The 20,731-nt window shown below is 47.1% G+C and carries 17 protein-coding genes; 8 read left to right on the top strand and 9 right to left on the bottom strand.

What is annotated here, in order from left to right; translation table 11 throughout:
* On the bottom strand, nt 1-68 hold a 68-nt coding region (rpmH, locus tag B2X00_RS12590), incomplete at its 3' end, for a 50S ribosomal protein L34 (protein WP_414653689.1).
* 344 nt (nt 69-412) lie between these two features.
* On the opposite strand from rpmH, the gene dnaA reads away from it, so the two are divergent.
* From dnaA to gyrB, 4 genes are read left to right on the top strand one after another with little or no spacing between them, the layout of a single operon-like run.
* Nucleotides 413-1,777 carry a chromosomal replication initiator protein DnaA gene (gene dnaA / locus B2X00_RS04565; protein ID WP_071462836.1) on the top strand — a complete coding sequence of 455 codons (1,365 nt, stop codon included), beginning with the start codon at nt 413-415 and terminating at the stop codon, nt 1,775-1,777.
* Between the two features lie 32 nt (nt 1,778-1,809).
* The gene (gene dnaN, locus B2X00_RS04560) at nt 1,810-2,913 is read left to right on the top strand and encodes a DNA polymerase III subunit beta (protein ID WP_071462837.1); all 1,104 of its coding nucleotides are present in this window, start codon (nt 1,810-1,812) and stop codon (nt 2,911-2,913) included.
* Nucleotides 2,914-2,920: 7 nt separating this feature from the next.
* Complete coding sequence (gene recF / locus B2X00_RS04555; RefSeq protein ID WP_290486302.1) at nt 2,921-4,009, top strand: DNA replication/repair protein RecF; 1,089 nt, start codon at nt 2,921-2,923, stop codon at nt 4,007-4,009.
* A gap of 2 nt (nt 4,010-4,011) precedes the next feature.
* Nucleotides 4,012-6,432 carry a DNA topoisomerase (ATP-hydrolyzing) subunit B gene (gyrB, locus tag B2X00_RS04550; protein ID WP_071462839.1) on the top strand — a complete coding sequence of 807 codons (2,421 nt, stop codon included), beginning with the start codon at nt 4,012-4,014 and terminating at the stop codon, nt 6,430-6,432.
* Nucleotides 6,433-6,506: 74 nt separating this feature from the next.
* Here the strand turns inward: gyrB and glyS are convergent, their stop codons facing one another.
* Together glyS and glyQ are read right to left on the bottom strand one after the other, a co-directional pair.
* Entirely contained in the window at nt 6,507-8,573 is a 2,067-nt protein-coding gene (glyS, locus tag B2X00_RS04545; protein ID WP_290486301.1) for a glycine--tRNA ligase subunit beta, read from the bottom strand.
* Nucleotides 8,574-8,575: 2 nt separating this feature from the next.
* A complete protein-coding gene (gene glyQ / locus B2X00_RS04540) occupies nt 8,576-9,496 on the bottom strand; it encodes a glycine--tRNA ligase subunit alpha (protein ID WP_071463830.1) in 921 nt (306 codons plus the stop codon).
* Between the two features lie 90 nt (nt 9,497-9,586).
* Between glyQ and B2X00_RS04535 the strand changes: the two genes are divergently transcribed.
* Nucleotides 9,587-10,201: a DNA-3-methyladenine glycosylase I gene (locus B2X00_RS04535; protein WP_290486300.1), complete on the top strand. Its 615-nt coding sequence runs from the start codon at nt 9,587-9,589 to the stop codon at nt 10,199-10,201.
* A gap of 1 nt (nt 10,202) precedes the next feature.
* Nucleotides 10,203-10,682, top strand: a complete 480-nt coding sequence (locus tag B2X00_RS04530) for a GNAT family N-acetyltransferase (protein ID WP_006954128.1) — start codon at nt 10,203-10,205, stop codon at nt 10,680-10,682.
* 22 nt (nt 10,683-10,704) lie between these two features.
* Here B2X00_RS04530 and tusA read toward each other — a convergent pair whose 3' ends face one another.
* The 3 genes from tusA to fadB all read right to left on the bottom strand — a co-directional run bounded on the left by tusA (nt 10,705) and on the right by fadB (nt 14,363).
* Nucleotides 10,705-10,944, bottom strand: coding sequence for a sulfurtransferase TusA (tusA, locus tag B2X00_RS04525; protein WP_290486299.1), 240 nt, complete (start codon nt 10,942-10,944; stop codon nt 10,705-10,707).
* An 80-nt stretch (nt 10,945-11,024) separates the two neighbouring features.
* Nucleotides 11,025-12,188, bottom strand: a complete 1,164-nt coding sequence (fadA, locus tag B2X00_RS04520) for an acetyl-CoA C-acyltransferase FadA (RefSeq protein ID WP_290486298.1) — start codon at nt 12,186-12,188, stop codon at nt 11,025-11,027.
* Nucleotides 12,189-12,206: 18 nt separating this feature from the next.
* Complete coding sequence (fadB, locus tag B2X00_RS04515; RefSeq protein ID WP_290486297.1) at nt 12,207-14,363, bottom strand: fatty acid oxidation complex subunit alpha FadB; 2,157 nt, start codon at nt 14,361-14,363, stop codon at nt 12,207-12,209.
* Between the two features lie 134 nt (nt 14,364-14,497).
* Here fadB and B2X00_RS04510 point away from each other — a divergent pair, with 134 nt between their 5' ends.
* Nucleotides 14,498-16,459, top strand: a complete 1,962-nt coding sequence (locus B2X00_RS04510; protein ID WP_290486296.1) for a transglycosylase SLT domain-containing protein — start codon at nt 14,498-14,500, stop codon at nt 16,457-16,459.
* A 14-nt stretch (nt 16,460-16,473) separates the two neighbouring features.
* Nucleotides 16,474-17,106, top strand: a complete 633-nt coding sequence (locus B2X00_RS04505; RefSeq protein ID WP_071462845.1) for a YigZ family protein — start codon at nt 16,474-16,476, stop codon at nt 17,104-17,106.
* Here the strand turns inward: B2X00_RS04505 and trkA are convergent.
* Genes trkA through fmt form a run of 3 tightly spaced genes read right to left on the bottom strand, consistent with a single transcriptional unit; the run spans nt 17,077 to nt 20,727 of the window.
* The gene (trkA, locus tag B2X00_RS04500) at nt 17,077-18,453 is read right to left on the bottom strand and encodes a Trk system potassium transporter TrkA (RefSeq protein WP_290486295.1); all 1,377 of its coding nucleotides are present in this window, start codon (nt 18,451-18,453) and stop codon (nt 17,077-17,079) included. The two genes, B2X00_RS04505 and trkA, sit on opposite strands and share 30 nt — an antisense overlap.
* Complete coding sequence (rsmB, locus tag B2X00_RS04495) at nt 18,450-19,763, bottom strand: 16S rRNA (cytosine(967)-C(5))-methyltransferase RsmB (protein WP_290486294.1); 1,314 nt, start codon at nt 19,761-19,763, stop codon at nt 18,450-18,452. The genes trkA and rsmB overlap by 4 nt, the downstream gene beginning before the upstream one ends.
* A complete protein-coding gene (gene fmt / locus B2X00_RS04490) occupies nt 19,753-20,727 on the bottom strand; it encodes a methionyl-tRNA formyltransferase (protein ID WP_071462848.1) in 975 nt (324 codons plus the stop codon). The genes rsmB and fmt overlap by 11 nt, the downstream gene beginning before the upstream one ends.
* Nucleotides 20,728-20,731: the final 4 nt, after the last annotated feature.

The raw sequence follows: 20,731 nt of genomic DNA, 5'->3' as shown, positions 1-20,731 counted from the left end.
GCCATACGAGCACGGAAACCGTGGGTGCGCTTGCGTTTTAATACGCTTGGTTGAAAAGTTCTTTTCATAACATTAATTCCATCGGTCAGATTGTTACTTTCCCACGCTGGCCGAAAATCTTCTGAGTCACCAAACGTGAAGGTAAAAAATTGTGAGCGCGGATCTTACTCGATCCTCTGGGCTATAGTCAATGTATTTAGGTCAAAAAATCAGTTTAAAGATGAATCATTTCATCCACAATTAGTCGGTTAGGGCGGTAAGTCATTGTGGATAAGAAACAAGTTATCCAACTTTAACAGTTTGCTTAAAAAATCAACTTTCTATCGCTGTAGCGCTTTTATAGGTAGCGATTTTAGCTAATCTAGAGTAAACTTATAGACATTAAAATTATAACTAAAAGGGAGTAGGTAGTGTGAATAATTCGCTTTGGCAACAATGTGTTGAGCGACTGCAAGCAGAATTGCCGTTGCAGCAGTTCAATACCTGGATCAGGCCTTTGCAGTCTGAGCTGACCGGCGACACACTGACTCTTTATGCTCCGAATATTTACTCCCTTGATTGGGTGCGCGATAAGTACCTAAATACAATCAACAGTTACCTCAGTTCACTGACCGACGACAAAGCGCCTGATGTGGTGTTGGAAGTTGGTAATGTAAGTAGTGCAGCACCTGCGCGTAGTACGAATCAGCCAAGAGCGAACCAACGTCGAAGTCAAACAAATCGTGGCTCAGATAATTCATTACGGTCTGAGTCTTTCGAGAGCAACATTCACCCGGAATATACGTTTGATAACTTTGTAGAAGGTAAAAGTAACCAATTGGCGCGAGCCGCTGCCATCCAAGTCGCCGAAAACCCGGGCGGTGTTTATAACCCGTTGTTTGTATACGGTGGCACGGGGCTTGGTAAAACGCATTTGTTGCACGCCGTGGGTAACGGCATTATGCAGCATAAAAAAGATGCGAAGGTGTTTTATATTCGTGCAGAGCGGTTCGTACAGGACATGGTTAATTCGATACGTAATAGTTCGACCAATGAATTTAAAAAGTACTACCGTTCGGTAGATGCATTGTTAATTGACGATATTCATTTCTTTGCCAATAAAAAAGGCTCGCAAGAAGAGTTTTTCCATACTTTCAATGCGTTGCTAGAAGGCAATCAACAAATCATCATGACCAGCGATCTTTATCCCAAAGAAATCGATGGTGTTGAAGATCGACTCAAATCGCGTTTTGGCTGGGGGTTAACGATAGCAATAGAGCCACCTGAACTTGAAACGCGCGTAGCTATTCTTATAAGGAAAGCCGAAGAACGTGGCTTGCACATGCCACACGAAGTGGCGTTTTTTATCGCAAAACGACTACGTTCAAACGTCCGTGAGCTCGAGGGCGCACTCAACCGAGTTGTTGCAAATGTGTCTCTAACAGGTCGACCGATTACCATCGACTTTGTTCGAGAAGCATTGCGTGACTTAATAGCTGCACAGGAAAAGCTCGTAACTATTGATAATATTCAGAAAACCGTGGCTGAATATTACAACATTAAATTAGCTGATATATTATCTAAACGTAGAAGTCGTTCGGTTGCTCGTCCACGTCAATTGGCAATGGCGTTGGCAAAAGAGCTAACGAACCACAGTCTTCCTGAAATAGGTGATGCGTTTGGTGGTCGCGACCACACGACGGTATTGCATGCGTGCCGTAAAATTCAGGAATTAAAAGAAGAACAACACGACATTAAAGAAGACTATCGCAATCTGATTAGGACGCTATCCTCTTAATTGGAACGGCACTCTCAACAGGGGACTCATCAATGAAATTTACGGTAAGCCGAGATGCATTTTTAAAACCTCTACAAATTGTGAGCGGAGCAGTTGAACGTAGACATACGCTGCCAATTCTGTCGAACTTATTACTTAAGGTTGAGGGCGATACATTACGCCTTACAGGTACCGATCTTGAGGTGGAGTTAATCTCATCGGTCAACGTTGAGTCGTCGGGTGGTGATGGTATGGTTACGGTTCCGGCGAAAAAGTTATTGGATATTGTACGTAGTTTGCCGGATGAGTCGCCTATTGAATTAGTGGGTGATGAAGAGGGGGTTCGTGTTCGCTCGGGTCGCAGTAAATTTAAACTTAGCTCTCTCAGCGCTGATGACTTTCCCAATATCGAAGACTGGTCCAGTGAAGTTAATTTTGTTACGTCACAGGATACGTTGAAACGACTCATGGAAAAAACACACTTTTCCATGGCTAATCAAGATGTTCGTTATTACCTCAACGGTATGCTATTTGAGACAGACGCAAATATGTTGCGTTCTGTTGCGACAGATGGTCACCGATTAGCAATGAGCAATTGTTACATTGAACAGCCAGGATTAAGTCAACGCCAAGTTATTGTTCCTAGAAAAGGCGTGGTGGAGTTACTTCGTTTGCTTAGTGACGATGATTCAGAAGTAGCGGTGGCGATTGGTAACAATCATATTCGTGTAGAGACAACGGATATTGTATTTACCAGTAAACTTGTCGATGGCCGTTTTCCTGATTATCGTCGTGTTGTACCGCAAGGTGGCGATAAGCAAATCTTCGCAGATCGTGATTTACTTCGCCAAGCGTTTAGTCGGGCATCAATCTTATCGAATGAAAAGTTTCGTGGAGTTCGCTTAAATATTGGTGCGAATGAATTATGCATCACAGCGACAAACCCAGAGCAGGAGCAAGCAGAAGAGGTCATCGAAGTTGGCTATGATGGCGAAGCTATTGAGATTGGCTTTAATGTCAGCTACTTGTTGGATGTTTTAAATAACATTGAAACTGAGGAAGTCTGCTTTATCTTATCTGACGCCAATAGCAGTGCATTAGTTGAGCCGAAGGACGACGACTCTTGCTGCTACGTTGTGATGCCAATGAGGCTGTAATCAGTATATGCGGCTGAACGCGCTTAAGACAATTAGCTTTAGAAATTTTAAGCGCTTTGACTTAGCGGCTTCTCCAAACGCCAACCTGATTGGTGGTTTGAACGGCTCTGGAAAGACGTCACTCATTGAAGCTATATATTTGCTCGGGTTTGGGCGTAGCTTTCGTCCAGGAGGCTATAAGCAGCTTATTAATCACAACGAGACAGAATTTACCGTTTTTTGCGAAGCATTATCCGATACGGGTGACGTCATCAAGATCGGCTTACGTCGAACAAGCGAAGGTGAGATACAGCTTCGCTTAAACGGTGATACAGTTCATAAGTTGTCAGAAATAGCGCGCCACATCCCCGTCCAGCTATTTACTCCAGAATCTGTTGAACTGATTTTAAGTGGTCCAAGCCTTAGGCGGCAGTTTATGGATTGGGGGGTGTTCCACGTGGAACATGCGTTTTATGATCTTTGGGTCGCTTACACTAAGTCACTGAAGCAGCGAAATCACTTACTTCGTTCTAAAGGTGACATGCGACAAGATAGTTTTTGGCGCGCCCAGATTGCTCGTTTGGGGCATGAGATTACTGAGTTACGCAGCGTTTATATACAAGAAATTGAAAATTTCATTACAAACAGTGCAACATTCTTTCTGCCGGATGTTAAACTGGAAGTTGGTTTAAAGCAGGGCTGGGACCAAAGTTCCAGTCTTGCGGAAGCACTAGAAAAACATACTGAACGTGACCGTCGATATGGGCACACGTCAGTTGGCCCTCACAAGGCAGATCTGAAATTAACCGTCGATGGAATTGACGCTAAGCTCGTGCTATCGAGAGGCCAATTAAAACTATTAGTCGCGAGTCTAAAGCTAGCGCAGGCTGCGCATTATAATGCTAAGAAAGATAGCAGCTGCATTTTTTTAGTGGATGATATTACCTCTGAGCTAGATGAGGCAAATCAGGAAAAATTTATAACAGCTCTGGAGCAATTGGGATGTCAAAGCTTTATCACCGCGATTGATTCGTCGCCGGTTGCTCGACTGTTTAAACAAAATCCGAGAGTGTTCCACGTGGAACACGGGATATTGAAACAACAAACTGAGAATTAATTATGTCAGATAACAATTACGGCTCCTCGAGTATTAAAGTTCTTAAAGGACTTGATGCGGTAAGAAAGCGCCCGGGAATGTATATCGGCGATACCGATGATGGAACGGGTTTACACCATATGGTGTTTGAGGTAGTGGATAACTCAATCGATGAAGCACTCGCAGGCCATTGTACCGGCGTTGACGTGCGCATCCACTCCGACGGCTCAGTATCTGTCCGTGATGATGGTCGAGGTATCCCTGTTGATCTTCACGAAGAAGAGGGTGTATCAGCGGCTCAAGTCATCATGACTGTATTGCACGCGGGCGGTAAGTTTGATGACAATTCTTATAAAGTCTCGGGTGGTTTACACGGTGTTGGTGTATCTGTTGTAAACGCATTGTCTGATAAATTGAAACTGACGATTAGACGTCAGGGTCACGTTTATGAACAGACCTATCATCTTGGTGAACCTGAAACTGATGTACAACAAATCGGTGATACGGATCAGACAGGTACGGAACTGCGATTCTGGCCAAGCGCTGGCATCTTCTCTGATACCGAGTTTCACTATGATATTTTAGCAAAGCGTTTACGTGAGTTGTCGTTCTTGAACTCAGGCGTTGCAATACGGTTATCAGACGAGCGTGATGACCGTTCTGATGAGTTTAAATACGAGGGCGGTATATCTGCATTCGTTTCTTATCTTAATAAGGCTAAAACAGCGATTCACCCAAATCCTTTCCACTTTACTTGCGAACGAGAGGAAGACGGAATTTCTGTTGAAGTGAGCATGCAGTGGAACGATTCATTCCAAGAGAATATCTATTGTTATACTAACAATATTCCTCAACGGGATGGTGGTACGCATTTGGCTGGTTTTCGTGCCGCGTTAACGCGTACATTAAACAGCTATATGGAAAAAGAAGGCTTTACCAAAAAAACTAAGACCGCAGCGACAGGGGACGATGCGCGTGAAGGTTTAACAGCCGTTATTTCCGTTAAGGTACCTGACCCCAAATTTTCGTCGCAGACGAAAGACAAATTGGTTTCATCTGAAGTTAAGTCAGCTGTCGAGCAAGCAATGAACGAGCGTTTAGCGGACTTTTTATTAGAGAATCCTCAAGATGCCAAACTCATCGTTAACAAAATCGTGGATGCAGCACGAGCCCGAGAGGCAGCGCGTAAAGCACGTGAAATGACTCGACGTAAAGGGGCGCTTGATATCGCTGGTTTGCCAGGAAAACTTGCCGACTGCCAAGAGAAAGATCCGGCACTATCTGAACTTTACATTGTGGAGGGTGACTCTGCGGGTGGTTCTGCTAAGCAAGGCCGCAACCGTAAGAACCAGGCGATACTTCCACTAAAAGGTAAAATTCTCAATGTTGAGAAGGCACGCTTCGATAAGATGCTTTCATCTCAAGAAGTCGGTACGCTAATTACTGCGATGGGCTGTGGCATCGGTCGTGACGAGTACGATCCAGACAAAACCCGTTATCACCGCATCATTATTATGACCGATGCTGACGTGGATGGGTCACACATTCGTACGTTGCTTCTGACTTTCTTTTACCGTCAAATGCCGGAAATTATTGAGCGTGGCTATATTTATATTGCTCAGCCACCGCTATATAAGGTCAAAAAAGGTAAGCAGGAAACCTATATTAAAGATGATCCCGCTTTAATCCGTTATTTAACAAGTTTGGCGCTAGACAATGCATCGCTACACCCAACCGCAGAAGCCCCTGGAATCGGTGGTGAGCATCTTGAAAACTTGGTGAACGGCTATCAATTGGCGCAAGAAACGATTAAACGTTTATCTCGTCGTATTCCTGAGAAGTTCTTACAACGTCTCTTCTATGCACCGCGCCTAACGGATGATGCGTTGCGCGATAAGGCATACATGGAAGAGTGGGCTCAGCAATTAAACGATGACCTCACTGCACGCGAAGTAGATTCAGCAACTTATACAATATCTTTGCATGAGGATAATGAACGTAAGATGTGGCTTCCTACCACGCGTATTCGTCAACATGGTGTTGATACCGATTATCCTCTTAATTACGAATTCTTGATGTCGAAAGATTACGAGCAAATCGTCACAGTCGGTAAGGAGATACACGCACTGGTCGAAGAGGGTGGCTATGTCACACGCGGTGAAAAGCGCCAGCCAGTTTCTCACTTTGTAGAAGCAGTTGAGTGGCTAATTTCTGAATCTAAGCGCGGTCTTTATGTACAGCGTTATAAAGGTTTGGGTGAGATGAATCCAGAGCAATTGTGGGAAACTACGATGGACCCAGAGACTCGTCGAATGCTTCAAGTTACAATTGAAGATGCAATCGGTGCGGATCAGTTGTTCTCTACATTGATGGGTGATGATGTCGAACCTCGTCGAAACTTCATTGAATCGAACGCATTGAAAGTGGCAAACCTAGACGTCTAAAGCACAGCCAGCTGCTACTAAACAAGCATAAAAAACCCGCTCAATGAGCGGGTTTTTTATTACCGCAATTGCAGTTATTGCAATAACGAGATATCGGCAACTCGCAAGAACATAGCGCGAAGCTGATACAAAAGATTTAAACGATTTTGGCGAACTGCGAGATCGTCGTCATTAACCATAACGTTCTCGAAAAAGTCATCGATAGGTGACTTCAGCGCAGCCATTCGTGTCAGTGCTCCCTCATAGTTGCCCGCAGCTAACTCAGGCTCGGCGCTTGTTTCCGTCTCCGAAATCTGTGCTGCTAACGTCTTTTCTTCGGCTGCCTTAAGCAAGTCGTGGTCGACCTGGCCTGTAAGCGCAATATCAGATTTAGAAAGAATATTGCTAACACGCTTATTAGCCGCTGAGAGGCTCTCTGCCGCCTCATGTTGTTTAAATGCAGTTACCGCATGTATGCGCAGATTAAAGTCAGCAGGGCGCGAAGGAGCGCGTGCTAACACTGCTTGAATAACATCTACAGCAACACCTTGCTCTTGATACCAAGGACGGAAGCGGCCCACGATGAATTCGAACACATTCTCGCGAACATCTTCGTTGCTGATGCGACTACCGAATCCTTCAATTGCTGCATCAATTAAATCGTATAGGTCGAGATTTAAATTAGACTCAACAATAATACGAATTAAGCCCAAAGCCGCCCGACGTAGAGCAAATGGGTCACGATCACCTTTAGGTGTTTGACCAATACCAAAGATACCCACTAACGAATCAAGTTTATCGGCCAGAGCAACGGCACGGCTAACATCAGAAGTGGGTAAGTTATCGCCCGCAAAGCGTGGCCAATAGTGTTGTTCAATGGCATCAGCAACTTCTGCAGCTAAACCATCGTTAAGTGCATAATGGCGACCCATAACACCTTGGGTTTCCGGAAATTCCGACACCATATCGGTAACTAGGTCCGCTTTACACAGTTCACCCGCTTGATGCGCTAGTTGCTCATCAGCGTTAAGCGATTTAGCAATCTTCGCACCGAGCGTAGCAATACGCTCAGACTTGTCCTTCATCGTACCTAGCTGCTTTTGAAATAACACGGTCGCTAGCTTATCTAGGCGCGACTTGAGCGTTTTCTTTTTATCCGACTCGAAGAAGAACTGCGCATCAGCTAGGCGAGGGCGCACGACACGTTCGTTGCCTTTGATGACTTGCGCGGGGTCTTTACTATCGATATTGGTGATAAAAATGAATACTGGCTTTAATCCACCTTCATTGTCCTCGACAGGAAAGTAACGCTGATCATCTTTCATAGTCACGATCAGCGCTTCTTTAGGCACTGTTAAAAATTGTTCTTCAAAACTCGCTGATAGCGCAACAGGCCACTCGACAAGCGCTGATACTTCTTCGACTAGGTCTTCATCCGCTTCGACTTTGCCACCTAGCTGTGAAGCTAAGTCGTTGATTGAACTGCGGATTAATTCCATGCGTTTCGTCTGGTCGGCGATCACGTGATGTTTATAGAGTTGTGATTCGTAATCGTCTGCATGCTGTATATCAAAGCCATCGGGTGCGTGGAAACGGTGCGCATTAATGTGCCGACCGCTTTTAATTCCAAGCAAGCTCGCATCAATGAGTTCATCACCAAACAGTAAGGTTAGGGTATGCACAGGACGAATGAATTGTGCATCGGAATCACCCCAACGCATCGGCTTTGGAATAGGAAGTCTTTTTAAAGCATCCTCGACGATACCAGGCAGTAACTGCGCAAGCGCTTTGCCTTTAACCTCGGCTTTGTGTAACAGCCAAGCACCTTTATCCGTCTCTAGTCGCTCTGCTTCGTTGACCTCAATACCATTAGAGCGTGCCCAGCCTTGCGCTGCTTTAGTGGGTTGACCGGATTCATCAAAAGCCACGTCGATTGAAGGGCCGCGCTTTTCCACGACTTTATCTTGCTGCTGACCTTGCAACGCATCAACTACAACGGCTAAGCGACGAGGCGTCGCAAGGGCTTTAATACCATTGAATGCTAATTCAGCTTTGGTCAAACCCTCTTCAATGCCTTGCTTAAAGCTCTCACTTAACTGCTTAAGTGCTTTTGGTGGAAGCTCTTCGGTTCCTAATTCTACGAGTAAAGTATCTTGCTTCACAATTAAGCTCCTTTCGCTTCCGATGAGGTTTCACATAAAGGAAAGCCAAGTGCCTCACGCGCTTGGTAATAAACTTCAGCACACGCCTTGGCCATGGTTCTGACGCGCAAGATATAGCGTTGGCGTTCCGTCACAGAGATTGCGTGACGTGCATCAAGTAAGTTAAAAGCATGTGACGCTTTCATCACCTGCTCATAGGCCGGGAGTGATAAGCCGCGCTCAATGAGCACATTGCACTCTTGCTCGCACTCATCAAAGCGGCGAAAAAGAGTGTCGGTATCGGCGATTTCAAAATTATATGTTGATTGCTCCACTTCATTTTGATGGAACACATCGCGATAATAGATCTTGCCACGTGGACCATCAGCCCACACCAAGTCATAGATGCTGTCGACACCCTGAATATACATGGCTAGACGTTCAAGGCCGTAAGTGATTTCACCAGCAACAGGTTTACATTCAATGCCACCGACTTGCTGGAAGTAAGTGAACTGCGTCACTTCCATGCCATTTAACCAGACTTCCCAACCTAGGCCCCAAGCGCCCAACGTCGGGCTTTCCCAGTTGTCCTCAACAAAGCGAATATCGTGCGTGAGAGGGTCAAAACCAAGCAATTTTAATGAGCCTAAATACAGTTCTTGAATATCTTTCGGCGAAGGCTTCATGATGACTTGAAACTGATAGTAATGTTGCAACCGATTGGGGTTCTCACCGTAGCGCCCATCAGTTGGACGACGACAAGGCTGCACATAAGCAAAGCTTGCCGGCTCTGGACCGAGAGAGCGTAAAAAGGTCATGGGATGGAACGTACCCGCACCGACTTCCATGTCCAATGGTTGTACTACCGCACAACCTTGTTGAGCCCAATAATCTTGCAGGGCGAGAATGAGCCCTTGAAAAGTATTAACGTCGTATTTTGCCATAAATGTCTGCAACCTATTTTTTGGTTGACCAAAGATAATCATATATGCCTAGATTATACCCTTTGATAAGCCTCGGTTATAGGGGATAAAATGACAAATCAACAACTCGTTCGTTGTGGTTGGTGTGAAGGGGACGGTGAATACGAGCACTATCACGATACTTTATGGGGCCGACCAGTGGACGACTCCCAGGAGCTGTTCGCAAAATTGTGCCTTGATGGTCAGCAAGCTGGACTGAGTTGGCTGACCATTTTGAGAAAATGGGACGCCTACCATGAGTTGTTTCACAACCTTGACCCGGATGCGCTAGTAGCGATGCCAAATGCAGAGCGTGAAGCACTGTATAGCAACCCTGCCATTATTCGCAGTAAAGCGAAAATAGATGCAATATTTACTAATGCGCGTGCATACCTTAAATTGCGTGACAGGGGACAAAACTTTAGCGAATTTTTGTGGAAATTCGTCGATTTTGAACCCACAATTAATGCGTATCAGGCATTATCTGAAGTACCAACAGAAACTGAAGCATCACGTCAGATGGCAAAAGCCTTAAAAAAGGAAGGTTTTAAGTTTGTCGGTCCGACAATCTGTTATGCTTTTATGGAAGCTGTGGGTATGGTAAACGACCATCTCGTCGACTGCCATTGTTATCAACCATGCAAGACAGCGATGGAAACATTTAGACTGAGCACTAATCGGAAGTGATATGATAGAAATTACCTTGGCTGACTACGCCAACCCAGCACATGCCCAAGCAGTGGTAAATATGCTCGACATGTATGCAAAAGACCCAATGGGGGGCGGAGAAGGAATATCGGAAGAGGTAAAGGATAACCTCATTAAAGAGATGGCCAAACGGGATAATGTATTTTCCTTACTTGCATTCGACGGTGACCAACCCGTCGGCGTTGTGAATTGTGTAGAAGGTTTCTCAACTTTTGCAGCAAAACCGTTAATGAATATCCATGACATTGCAGTGGTCGATGAGTATCGTGGCCAGGGTGTTGCACAAAAGCTACTTGAAGAAGTTAAGACCTTGGCGCAGTTTCGTGGTTGCGTAAAATTGACATTGGAAGTACTCACTCACAACGACCGTGCTAAAAAAGCTTACGAGAACTTTGGCTTCAAGCCTTATGAGCTGGGCGATGTTGGCCAAGCAGAGTTCTGGGAGTGTTATTTAAACTGAATTGATTGCCAGAGTCGCACGTCTAATCGTGCGACTTCTCTATCCAATATCTGAATGGTGCGTCTGCAACAGATTGCTGCACTAACTTGTGCTCCATGAACTCACAGAATTGTGGAATGTCGCGTCGCGTGGCAGGGTCATCGGCTATCACCATCAGTACCTGACCCACCGTTAACTTGCGGATCGTGGCACGCACCAACATGACGGGCTCTGGGCATCTCAGACCTAGGGTATCTAATTCTTTGTCGGCTTTGATTTGCATCGCTCATCGCTCGTATAAGAGAGTCATAAAAAAGCCCATGATACCATAGGTACCATGGGCTTTTATCTATCTAAGAGCGTTTAAACGCGCTCGAAGACCGTTGCTATACCCTGACCTAGGCCAATGCACATCGTTGCTAAGCCGAGTTTAGCGTCTTTTTCTTCCATTAAGTTAATCAGCGTCGTAGAGATACGCGCGCCAGAACAACCGAGTGGATGGCCTAAGGCAATGGCACCGCCGTTCAGGTTGACCTTGTCTTCCATTTGATCGAATAGTTTAAGACCTTTAAGCACAGGGAGTGATTGAGCGGCAAACGCTTCGTTAAGCTCAACGACATCGATGTCATCTATGCTTACGCCTGCACGTTTCAGTGCCTTTTCGGTCGCCGGCACCGGGCCATAGCCCATGATGCTTGGATCGCAACCAGCGACAGCCATCGAACGGATTTTAACACGCGGCGTTAAACCTAAGGCTTTTGCTTTTTCTGCAGACATGACTAGCATTGCCGCAGCACCGTCAGATAGCGCTGATGAAGTGCCTGCGGTCACTGTACCGTTAGCAGGGTCAAATACTGGGCGCAGCTGAGCAAGAGACTCCGCTGTGGTTTCCGGACGAATGACCTCATCGGTTGTAACACGAACCAGTTCGCCTTTTTCGTTGTGGCCATTAATCGCGTAGATTTCTTTAGCGAAGCGTCCCTCAACCGTTGCTTGGTGTGCACGTTGGTGAGAGCGTGCACCAAAGGCATCTTGTTGTTCGCGAGAGATACCAAACTTGCGCGACAACAGTTCTGCCGTCATACCCATACTACCCGCAGCGCGTGCCACGGATTTATTCATACCTGGATGAAAGTCGATACCATGAGTCATAGGCACATGACCCATATGTTCAACACCGCCCGCCATAAAGATGTCACCGTCGCCATTCATGATTGCGCGTGTTGCATCATGCAGTGCTTGCATCGATGAGCCACATAAGCGGTTTACGGTAACGCCAGCGACCGAATGTGGAATGCCTGCGATAAGCGCTGAGTTACGGGCAATATTAAAGCCTTGTTCAAGTGTTTGCTGAACACAACCCCAATAGATGTCTTCTAGTTCATTGACATCCACTTCGGGGTTACGCTCAAGTAGGCCTTTCATCAATGCGGCCGACAGGTCCTCGGCGCGCGTATGGCGAAAAACGCCATTCTTAGAACGTCCCATTGGGGTGCGAATACAGTCTACGATTACTACGTCTTTCATTATAAAATCCTCCTCGCCTTACTTCGCGCTAGTTGTGTCGAAGTAAGATTTGCCCGCTTTCGCCATTTCGCGCATTCCGTCAGTCACTTGGTAGATTTCACCTAAGTGTGCGTATTTATCAGCGAGCTTCACAAAATTCTCGATACCCACGGTTTCTAAGTAACGGAAAGGTCCGCCACGGAAAGGAGGGAAGCCAAGACCGTAAAGTAAGGCAATGTCTGCTTCTGCAGCTGAACCAATAATGCCTTCCTCAAGACAACGAACTACCTCGTTCACCATTGGGATCATGCAGCGTGCGATAACTTCATCTTTATCTGCTTGCTTACCAGGTTCTGCACCAATGAGTTTATAGGTTTCAGGATCGGCTTCTTTCGTTGGCTTGCCTTTCTTATCGGTGCCATAAACATAGAAACCTTTGCCGTTTTTCTGACCATAGCGCTCTGCTTTTGCTAACTGGGCAATTGCGCTGCTTTCGTTGCGAGCCATGCGCGATGGGAAGCCATCAGCCATGACCACGGTGCAATGATCAGCGGTATCAATGCCGACAACGTCGCTCAAGTAAGCAGGGCCCATTGGCCAACCGAACATCTTCTCCATGACCTTATCAATACCAACAAAGTCGATGCCTTCGTCGACCATGCCAGCAAAACCAGCTAAGTAAGGGAAAAGTACACGGTTAACGTAGAAACCAGGGCAGTCGTTAACAACAATCGGTGTTTTACCCAACTTCAGTGCGTAAGCGACAACTGCGGCAACGGTTTCGTCGGAGGTTTTTTCGCCACGGATAATTTCAACCAATGGCATTTTATGCACTGGATTGAAGAAGTGCATACCGCAGAATTTCTCGGGACGCTTGAGGTTTTTCGCCAGTTCCGTGATAGAAATAGTCGATGTGTTTGACGTTAAAATAGCATCGTCGCTGATCACGCCTTCGACTTCTGCTAACACTGAGCCTTTGACTTTTGGATTCTCGACAACCGCCTCAACAACAATATCAACGTCTTTAACTGCGTCATTAAGCAACGTGGGTGTGATAGAAGAAAGTACCTTAATCATTTTTTCGCTAGATACTTTGCCGCGTTCAACACCTTTCTTAAGGATTTTGCCAGCCTCTTTCATTCCCAGATCAAGCGCATCTTGTTTGATGTCTTTCATCACTGCAGGAACGCCTTTGAGCGCTGATTGGTAAGCAATACCACCGCCCATGATGCCGGCGCCCAGTACCGCAGCGGTTTTAATCTCTTTACTTGCGGATTTGGCGTATTTCTTCGACTTTCCTTTGACGGCTTGGTCGGCAAGGAAAATACCCACTTGTGCGTGGCATGCATCGGTCTGGGTTAAATCAAAGAATGCCTGGTTCTCAGCATTTAACGCACCTTCGCGCGCCTCGCGGGCACCATTTTCAATAGCCTCAATCGCTTTATGAGGCGCTGGGTAGTGTTTACCCGCTTTAGCTGCGACCATACCTTTAGCGGTCACTAGCGTCATGGTTAACTCAGTATCGTTCGCTTTAAGCGGTTCCAACTTCGGTTGGCGCTTAGCTTTCCAATCTTGTTCACCGGCAGCTGCTGCTTTAGCAAGATTCAAAGCCGCTTCAGTGAGGTTGTCTGGTTCAACAACGGCATCAACGGCACCCACTTTTAATGCGTCTAAAGCAGAGTTGTTCTTACCTGTAGTAATCCATTCAAGCGCGTTGTCAGGGCCGATTACACGCGGCAAACGCATGGTGCCACCGAAGCCTGGAATCAGACCTAATTTCACCTCAGGCAAACCAATTGTGGCAGTGCTATCAGCAACACGATAATCACATGCAAGTAGTGCTTCACAGCCGCCACCGAGTGCAAAACCTTTCACGGCGCCAACAGTCGGCACCGGCAGGTCTTCTAACTGGTCGAATACGCGTGAAGCTTTTGCGACCCATTCGCGAGTATTCTCAGGGTCTGCAAACATGTTTAAGAATTCAGTGATATCAGCGCCGACGATGAACGTTGGTTTAGAACTGGTGACAATCACACCACGCAAGTCATCGGTTTGTGCTAATTGAGTAAGTGCGTCACTAAACTCTTGTAAGGTTTTTTGGTCAAATTTATTAACCGAGCCTTTGGCATCAAACTGAAGCTCTGCAAAACCCGGCTCAATAAAATCAACCCGGATGCTTTCGCCTTGATAAATCATGTTGGGTCTCCCAAGACATCATTAAATTTTTACGTTTCCAATACTTTATTTGGAAAGTAGTTAAGTTAAAGTAAGAAGAGTGTGGCGCGAAAGCGCTAAATTTTCAACGGTTATTTAAACATGCGTTTGAATCAATGAATAAACTGACGTCTATCATTCGTTACAGCTTATTGGCTTGTTTTCTCAGCACAGCGCACGCTATCGCTGCACAGCCGGGTGGACAATCCGTAGCCAATGCTCCTCAGCAATCGGCGGATGTTAGCCAACAGCGTGAGTTGTTTAAGAAAGCTGAATACGCTGCCCGTCGTGGTCGCATTGCTGAATATAACCAACTTTTAGCCCAGTTGGAAAACTATCCGCTCAAACCTTATCTTGAACTTGAGCGATTACAGCAAGTGGGCTACTTAGCCAACGAAGATCGTGTCGTGAGCTTTCTTGAGCAATATAAAGGTACGCCGTTAGACTGGCAATTACGCCAGCCTTGGTTAGATTATTTAGCGCAGCAAGGTGAATACCAGCGTTTTATTCGCGACTTCCGACATCCGGGTACACTGACTCACCAGTGTTATTTAATTGAGGCTGAGCGAGCCGGTGGCTTAGAGGATGGCCCTTTCATTCGTAAGGTGGATGCTATTTGGCGTCACGGTTTTTCTGTGCCGACGGCCTGCGATGCGATTTTAAACGAGTGGGCAGAGCTCGACGCACGTACCAAAGAAAAAGTTTGGCAGAGGATAGTGCTTGCGGCAGAAGAGGGAAACCCAACCTTAATCCCTTACCTTACCAGCTTATTACCGAATCGAGAGCAATACTTAGGCGAGCTCTACCACAAGGTGCGCTACTCGCCAGCGGCGATTGGACAACTTTCCAGACTCCGCGGTGTCGATCCTGCCAAAGAGGCACAAATAGCAACGTTTGCGTTGACCAAATTGATTTGGCGAGCAGAAGAGCTCGCACTTAAAGCCTATGAGCGTCTCGTATCACGTTTGCCATTTACCGCAGCGCAGCGGCACAGAATAGCTGAGGAGTTTGCCGTTGCGTTGAGCTTGAAAGAGCACCCTGAAGCGCGAGTTTGGCATCAAAAAGTACCGCCTTCTGAGCTTGATGAGCGTGTATTACAGTGGCGTCTTGCGGCATACCTGCGCGATCATGACTTCGCTGCACTTAAGATGACTATTCAAACACTGCCACCCGCTATCTCGGGTGGTAACCAATGGCAATATTGGCTGGCTCGGGCGATGGAGGAAACCGGCGACAAGTTGAATGCTAATCGAATTTATACGGCGCTGGCCAAAGAGCGCCATTACTATGGCTTTTTGGCTGCGGCGCGTATTGGCGCACCGGTGAGTTTAGAGAAGGACCCGGTCAAGGCAACGCAGACACAGATAACCACCTTATTAGAGCGCGATGATGTTAAACGCGCATATGAGTTTCTTCAATTAGGGCGCGATGTCGATGCCCGTCGCGAGTGGAATCATCTACTCAGTGACATCGACGGTGAGGCATTCAAGACCGCCGCCGTGATAGCCAGTGATTGGGGCTGGCATGATCAAGCCATTTGGACATTGGCCCAAATTGGTCACTTTGATGCTGTAGAGATAAGGTTCCCCATGGCTTATAGCGAAATCATCAATCTCTCGTCCGAAAAATACGGTATCGACCCAGCGTGGGCGATGGCAATAACTCGACGTGAGAGTAGCTTTAGAGCCGATGCCTACTCAGGAGCAGGCGCGCGCGGTCTTATGCAGATCTTGCCTGGTACCGCGAAGTTGCTACGCAATGATGATAGCTTTAAACGTCTCAATACACCGGAAGTTAATGTCGCGCTCGGTACTTATTATTTGAGTCGACTGAAAGAACGCTTTGATGGTAATCATGTGCTGGCTACCGCGGCCTACAACGCGGGTTATTATAAGGTCAAAGATTGGCTGCCCTCTGAGTCGACCGCGCTCGATGAATGGGTCGAGATGATCCCTTATTACGAAACGCGGGACTATGTAAAAGCGGTGCTTAGTTATCAACAGATTTATGAACTTCTCAATGGTAAAGAGGTTAATTTATTTGATGCTTTTGCTACCATGAGAGTGAAAGATGACTAACGGTTCAGAAGTACGTGAAAAAAGGTAATTACTTGCGCTTGACGGAAGCTGTTGAGCACGAGATTGAAATTAAAAACAGTCGTTTCATCGCGTCGTTAGCGCCTGTAACGAGCGCGGACGATGTGGCGAACCATATTGCCGACGTTAAGCAACGTTGGACTAAAGCCAATCACTATTGCACCGCGTCCGTCGCAGGTAGCCCCTTCGATGATACCTGTTATGCAAGCAGCGATGATGGCGAGCCCAGTGGTACTGCAGGGCGACCAATGCTTAACGTATTAACCCATCACCCGTTAGGTGAGGTTTCTGCCGTTGTAGTGCGTTACTTTGGGGGTATCAAGCTAGGTACAGGAGGCTTACAGCGTGCTTACAGCCAAGCCGTAGCGGAAGCGCTCCCGTTCATCAAAACGGCGGAGCGTAAATACCGTGAATACTACAGTTTAGTCTATGAATACGGGGATCAGGGCGCTGTTGAGAGCATTTTGAGCAGCTGCGAATATAAAGTCATTGAGCAAACATACACTGAGACAGTGCATCAAATCATAGCTATTGAGCCTGAATACCGAGCTCAACTCGACAAGCAGTTTCAGGCTCAAACACAAGGGCGCGTAAAGCTGTTAGAAGAACATCGCGCTGGGTTGGAATAATCGTTCGACCTGATCGATGTACTTCTTGTCCAGCAAGAACAGCATCACATGGTCATCGGATTGAATGATGGTCTCGCTATGAGCCATAAGTACTTCGCTTCCTCGCACAACCGCGCCGATAGTCGTTCCTGGGGGAAGCTTAATATCTTTAATGGCTTTACCTACCACTTTTGACGTTGATTCATCTCCATGCGCAATCGCCTCAATCGCCTCAGCCGCACCTTTGCGTAACGAGTAAACGTTGACGATATCGCCGCGGCGCACGTGCGTTAACAAGGCCGAAATCGTTGCCCGCTGTGGTGATATAGCAATATCAATCTCACCGCCTTGAACTAAATCGACATAGGCACTGCGTTGGATAAGTACCATAGTTTTGCGGGCGCCCATACGCTTTGCCAGCATCGCCGACATGATATTAGCTTCATCATCGTTGGTTACGGCAATAAAGACATCCGTATCTTCAACGTGTTCTTCTTCTAAAAGCTTTTGATCAGAAGCATCACCTTTGAACACTAATGTGTGTTCAAGTTGCTGCGATAGGGCCTCAGCACGTGTTTCAGACCGCTCGATCAGCTTAACGCGATGATCTGCCTCAAGCTGTTTGGCAAGGCCGGCACCAATATTACCACCGCCCACAACCATAATTCGGCGGTATCGATTTTCGAGTTTTTGTAACTCTTCCATGACGCGGTTTACATGACGTGTATCGGCAATGAAAAACACTTCGTCATCCGCTTCAATGACGGTTGTACCGGTAGGTCGAATCGGCTTACCTTGACGGTAAATAGCCGCCACCCGCGTATCGATATTGGGCATGTGCTCTTTGAGTGTTGAGATAGCATGACCGACCAGCTTGCCTCCGTAATAAGCTTTAACGGCAACCAAACTGGCTTTGCCTGAGGCAAACTCCATGACCTGCAGTGCGCCCGGGTAGTCAATCAACTTACGAATATAGTTAGTGACGAGTTGCTCAGGTGAAATGATGTAATCTACTGGTGCGTCGTTTTTGTGAAACAATTGATCACGGTAACGAATGTACTCTTCAGAGCGAATACGAGCGATTTTAGTCGGCGTATTAAAGATTGAGTAGGCGACCTGGCACGCAATCATGTTGGTTTCATCACTGCTTGTTACGGCGATTAATAAATCGGCATCTTCGGCGCCAGCGCGACGCAGCGTGTCTGGGTGTGAGCCATGACCTACTACGATACGTAAATCGTATTTATCTTGAAACGACTCTAACAGTTCGGCATTAGTATCGACGAGTGTAATGTCGTTACGTTCGCCGACAAGGTTCTCAGCAAGCGTTCCGCCAACCTGACCTACACCCAATATAATTATTTTCATGGCAGTTTTTCTATCTTCGCGTAAAAGAATCCGTCACCATCATGTTCGCCAGGTAATAGCTGTAACATGGGACGGTTCGCCTCAATAGCTATAAGGTTAGCATCGGAATGCTGACCGAGGAAGTGCGATATTTGCTCACTATTTTCCTCGGGCAAGATCGAGCACGTGGCATATATGAGCTGGCCTCCAGGCTTTAATGTCGGCCAAAGGCGCTCGAGCATGCTTTGCTGTAACTCAACAAGCTGATCGATATCTGATGAACGACGCAACCACTTGATATCTGGATGACGACGAATGACACCCGTAGCGGAGCAGGGGGCATCCAATAAAATGCGATCAAAAGGCTGCTTATCCCACCAACTATCAAGATCTAAAACGTCGGCACAAACCACTTCGCAAGAGAGCTCCGCGCGATATAAGTTTTCACTGACGCGTTCAAGGCGCTGTTCATCAACGTCAATAGCGATTAAGGGCGTTTGAAACTCGGTACGTTCAAGCAGGTGTACCGTCTTTCCGCCGGGTGCTGCACAGCAATCAAGCACTCTGTGCTCCGGTTGGGCGTCTACCATATCCGCTGCTAGTTGTGCTGAACGGTCCTGAACTGACACCCAGCCGGCTTCAAAATGCGGGAGTTTAGTCACCGGCACCGGTTTGACAAGTCGAATCGCATCGCATGCCTGACTGTCGGCAACGGCTTCAATACCGTTTTCAGCTAACAGTGCAGTGTAGTCAGTCACGGTCGTGTGACGTCGGTTTGCGCGAAGCCAGAGTGGCGGCTGAGTATCATTTGCTGTGAAAACGGCTTCCGCTTTTTCACCGTATGCGGCTCTAATTTTCTCTCTAAGCCAACGCGGATGGTTAACACCTTCAGCGCTTGGCAACTCGCGTTCGCCATCATCGTTACGAGTGGGCGCTTCACGTAAAACTTGACGTAAAACCCCATTCACCAAACCACTTAATGCTTTACGTTTTAATAATTTGCTTGCCTCAACGGTGGCGCTCAACGCTGCGTGGTCTTTAGTACGCAACTTAAACAGTTGGTAAGTACCCACTAACAGTAGCGACTGGATAATTTGATTTTTGCCTTTCAACGGTTTATCCAACTTGCCGCTGACTTTTTCAGTCAACACCGGTAAGTAGCGCATGACACCATAGCTAATGGCTTGCGCGAGACGCTTATCTTCCGCGGATAACTGCTCACTATACGTGGTTAATGCTTGAGTCAGCGACTGGCCTTGTTCCAGCACTGCGTGGATAGCTTGAGCGGCGGCAGCGCGACTGTGCGCGCCCGTCGATGTGTTAGTCGACATCGGTTAAATTTACCCCAATTGCAAAGGTGGTGGCATACCCATTCAGTAAGTCACTCACGGGTAACGGCTTTTTGCCCGGTAACTGCAATGAGTGAAGGGTTAAAGCGCCTTGGGAGCAGGCAACAGTAACACCCGCAGGTGAACAGTCGATAATGGTGCCTGGCGCTGAGCGGTGATCAGTTTTGCTTACGCTGGCTTGATGAACCTTAACAGTGCGTTGGCCTGGTTTACCGCCGGGAAGCTCAAACCAAGCAAAAGGCCAGGGATTAAATGCACGTACATTTCTCTCGAGCTGGGTCGCGTCCGACCAATCAATTTTGCCTTCGTCCTTACTCAGTTTTTTTGCGTAAGTCGCGGCATCGTGGTTTTGAACTTCTGCGCGTTCACGGTAGCTTTCAATATCGTTCAATGTGGTTACGAGTGCACGGGGCCCGAGTTGAGCGAGTTTTTTATAAAGCGAAGCGGATGTCTCTTGTGCATCAATGGCACAACGCTCAACGTGTAGGACTGGACCCGTATCGAGTCCTTTTTCCATTTGCATAACGGCAACACCGGAAGCCTCATCGCCCGCCCAAATTGCGCGTTGGATAGGCGCCGCTCCCCGCCAGCGTGGTAGTAGCGAACCATGCACGTTAATACATCCATACTTGGGCGTGGTCAAAATAGGCTCAGGCAATAATAAGCCATAGGCGACGACGACCATCACGTCAGGGCGATACTCCGCGAGTTGCTGCTGAGCCGACGTTGTGTTTAGTTTTTCGGGCTGCTCCACTGCGATCGTGTGTTCAAGAGCTAGCTGCTTGACAGCACTAGGCTGCAGCTTTTTCCCTCGTCCGGCTCTGCGGTCCGGTTGGGTATACACCGCAACGACTTCATGATCAGTATTAAGTAGCGCCGCTAAATGGTCGGCTGCAAATTCAGGAGTACCCGCAAAAACAATACGTAATGGTCTGTGTGTGCTCAATCGA

It is taken from the genome of Idiomarina sp. UBA3162 (assembly GCF_002364475.1).
In the GTDB taxonomy this organism is placed as follows: Bacteria; Pseudomonadota; Gammaproteobacteria; order Enterobacterales; family Alteromonadaceae; genus Idiomarina.
This window is presented reverse-complemented; position numbering and strand designations above follow the sequence as displayed.

What these genes read in the sequence shown, in the direction of transcription:
- dnaN (WP_071462837.1), top strand. Translation starts at nt 1,810, where the DNA reads ATGAAATTTACGGTAAGCCGAGATGCATTTTTAAAACCTCTACAAATT.
- fadB (WP_290486297.1), bottom strand. Translation starts at nt 14,363, where the DNA reads ATGATTTATCAAGGCGAAAGCATCCGGGTTGATTTTATTGAGCCGGGT.
- glyQ (WP_071463830.1), bottom strand. Translation starts at nt 9,496, where the DNA reads ATGGCAAAATACGACGTTAATACTTTTCAAGGGCTCATTCTCGCCCTG.
- recF (WP_290486302.1), top strand. Translation starts at nt 2,921, where the DNA reads ATGCGGCTGAACGCGCTTAAGACAATTAGCTTTAGAAATTTTAAGCGC.
- rsmB (WP_290486294.1), bottom strand. Translation starts at nt 19,763, where the DNA reads ATGTCGACTAACACATCGACGGGCGCGCACAGTCGCGCTGCCGCCGCT.
- B2X00_RS04535 (WP_290486300.1), top strand. Translation starts at nt 9,587, where the DNA reads ATGACAAATCAACAACTCGTTCGTTGTGGTTGGTGTGAAGGGGACGGT.
- tusA (WP_290486299.1), bottom strand. Translation starts at nt 10,944, where the DNA reads ATGCAAATCAAAGCCGACAAAGAATTAGATACCCTAGGTCTGAGATGC.
- B2X00_RS04530 (WP_006954128.1), top strand. Translation starts at nt 10,203, where the DNA reads ATGATAGAAATTACCTTGGCTGACTACGCCAACCCAGCACATGCCCAA.
- gyrB (WP_071462839.1), top strand. Translation starts at nt 4,012, where the DNA reads ATGTCAGATAACAATTACGGCTCCTCGAGTATTAAAGTTCTTAAAGGA.
- B2X00_RS04510 (WP_290486296.1), top strand. Translation starts at nt 14,498, where the DNA reads ATGAATAAACTGACGTCTATCATTCGTTACAGCTTATTGGCTTGTTTT.
- fadA (WP_290486298.1), bottom strand. Translation starts at nt 12,188, where the DNA reads ATGAAAGACGTAGTAATCGTAGACTGTATTCGCACCCCAATGGGACGT.
- trkA (WP_290486295.1), bottom strand. Translation starts at nt 18,453, where the DNA reads ATGAAAATAATTATATTGGGTGTAGGTCAGGTTGGCGGAACGCTTGCT.